The following is a 2,459-nucleotide window of genomic DNA, read 5'->3' on the forward strand; positions in this document are numbered from 1 at the left end:
TCGGGCAGGCCGTAGCGCTGCCGGACGAAGGACAGTGCCTGCTCGCCGTTGAGATGGTTCTCACCCACGACGCCATGCCACTGTGAGTAGTTGTCATGCAGGTTGGACGTACCGCCGTCCGGCAGCGGCTTGACGCATACCGTCACCCCGCCGATGGCATCCGTCATGGCCTTGAAACCGGCGAGATCGATCGACACGAAATGATCAATCTTGATGTCCGTGAGGTTCTCGATCGTTTTGATCAGCAGGGACGGGCCACCGATCGTGATCACCGAGTTGAGCTTGTTACGGCCATGGCCGGGGATGCGCACAAGGGTGTCCCGGGGGAACGACACCAGCGTGGTCGTTCCGTCCGCATCCAGGTGGGCAAGCATGGTCGTGTCCGCGCGTTCCCCGGGGACGACTTCCTGGCTCTGGTACATGTTGCCGGTGCCTGCCCGGCTGTCCGACCCGACCAGCAGGAAGTTCGCGGTCCCGGGCGGGGCCGCGGCCGGCCGCTCACGGTCGTCGCCGAGCGCGAGGGCAACTCTGTTGATCTGAGCGTCGAAATAGCGATAGATGACGTAGCCGCCCGTGCTCGCCACGACGACCGCCATCGACAGCACGCCGGCGAGGGCGAGGAGCAGCTTCTGGCCCAGGCGGCGTTGCCGCCGGGTCTCCCCCCGGGTGCGAAAGAACCATGATCGCTTCGCTGTTGGCCCGCTGATCCGAGAATCCGGGCCTGTGGAGGAGTCCTGGCCCGGGTGTACCGCAGTGCTGGTGGACTGGTCCACGGGAACCCTGGTCGTAGCGGTCACCGTGCCGTACCTCCCACCCCCACCATGGCCTGGCACCGGCTCACAAGCATGTACGCCGTCCGATGTGTCCCACGCCCCCGATATGGTCCTGTGTACCACTATGTCCCAAGTGGCGGCCTCAAGTGGCGCCGCGTCCGGCGTATCGCCGGGTTGTCCGGGCCTCCGGCGCCATGGTCACGTCGCCTTCGGTCGGTATGCCGGTAGCCTCGCCGCTGTTCGCGGGTCGGGTTCCGGATTCATCGCGGCATTACCCCTGTACCGCCGATGTCATGACTGATGCCATGGCCGCGGTGGACAACTGTGGTCCTGATTGTTGAAGGTACCCGTCGTAGGCGCGACGCACCCGTTGCGGGGATGCCGCAGGACGCGGCGAGTCCCGCGTTCCCGCGGCATCCAGCCGGCACCGGGGCGCGTCGCAACAGCACAGCCGCTGCCGAAACAATGCCGTTCGGCGCGTATGGGCTCGTCTCGTACGGGCTCGTCTCGTACGGGCTCGCATGGTCGCCGTCCAGCCGCACGATAGAGTTCGGATCATGAAGGCTCTTGTGCTTGCCGGTGGTTCCGGAACACGGTTGCGCCCGATCACCCACACCTCGGCCAAGCAACTTGTGCCCGTGGCGAACAAGCCGGTGCTTTTCTACGGGCTGGAAGCAATAGCCGACGCGGGTATCACGGATGTCGGGATCATTGTCGGGGAGACCGCCGCGGAGATCGAGGCCGCCGTCGGCGACGGTGCCAGCCTGGGGATCGAGGTCACCTACATCCGTCAGGAGGCACCGCTGGGCCTCGCCCACGCCGTGCTCGTCGCTCGTGATTTTCTCGGTGACGAACCGTTCGTGATGTACCTCGGCGACAACCTGATCATCGGTGGGATCTCGGGGCTGGTGGAGGAGTTCCGCCGGAGCAGGCCGGACGCCCTCATCCTGTTGACGAAGGTCTCCAACCCGTCCGCGTTCGGTGTGGCGGAGCTGGGACCCGGCGGGCAGATCGTGCGTCTCGTCGAGAAGCCGCAGCAGCCACCCAGCGACCTCGCCCTTGTCGGGGTGTACCTGTTCGGCTCGGTGGTCCATGACGCCGTGCGGGCGATCAAACCGTCCGCGCGCGGCGAACTGGAGATCACCGAGGCGATCCAGTGGCTCGTGGACGGTGATTACGAGGTTGCGCCGCACCTGGTCGAGGGCTACTGGAAGGACACCGGGCGGCTCGACGACATGCTGGAGACCAACCGGCACCTGCTGGAGTCGCTGGAGCCGGACATACGCGGTGTGATCGACGAGGACAGCACGGTCGTCGGCCGAGTCGTGGTCGAGGAGGGCGCGTCGTTGGTGCGGTCCACCGTACGCGGTCCGGCGATCATCGGTCGGGACACGAAGATCGTCGACTCCTATGTCGGCCCGTTCACCTCGATCTACCACTCGTGCACGATCGAGAACACCGAGATCGAGTACTCGATCGTGCTGGAGCGGGCGACCATCCGGGGGATCGGGCGCATCGAGGACTCACTGATCGGCCGGGATGTCGAGGTCGTCCCGTCGGGGGCCCGTCCGCGGGCGCACCGGCTGATGCTCGGCGACCACTCCCGCGTCTCGGTCGCTCCCACGTCCTGACCGGTCGGCCGGGTACGGGCGGAGCTGGGACACCCCGGCCGGATGGATGCCGGAC

2 protein-coding genes are annotated in these 2,459 nt (G+C 66.5%); one reads left to right on the plus strand and one right to left on the minus strand.

The features are described 5' to 3' along the window. Window positions 1-797: LCP family protein (locus tag DD1DGNOD_RS05845; RefSeq protein WP_241255490.1), on the minus strand; the 797-nt coding region annotated here is incomplete at its 3' end. Between the two features lie 533 nt (window positions 798-1,330). Between DD1DGNOD_RS05845 and DD1DGNOD_RS05850 the strand changes: the two genes are divergently transcribed. Then, window positions 1,331-2,404, plus strand: coding sequence for a glucose-1-phosphate thymidylyltransferase (locus DD1DGNOD_RS05850; RefSeq protein WP_131765585.1), 1,074 nt, complete (start codon window positions 1,331-1,333; stop codon window positions 2,402-2,404). Window positions 2,405-2,459: the final 55 nt, after the last annotated feature.

It is taken from the genome of Candidatus Protofrankia californiensis, assembly GCF_900634765.1.
Lineage (GTDB): Bacteria > Actinomycetota > Actinomycetes > Frankiales > Frankiaceae > Protofrankia > Protofrankia californiensis.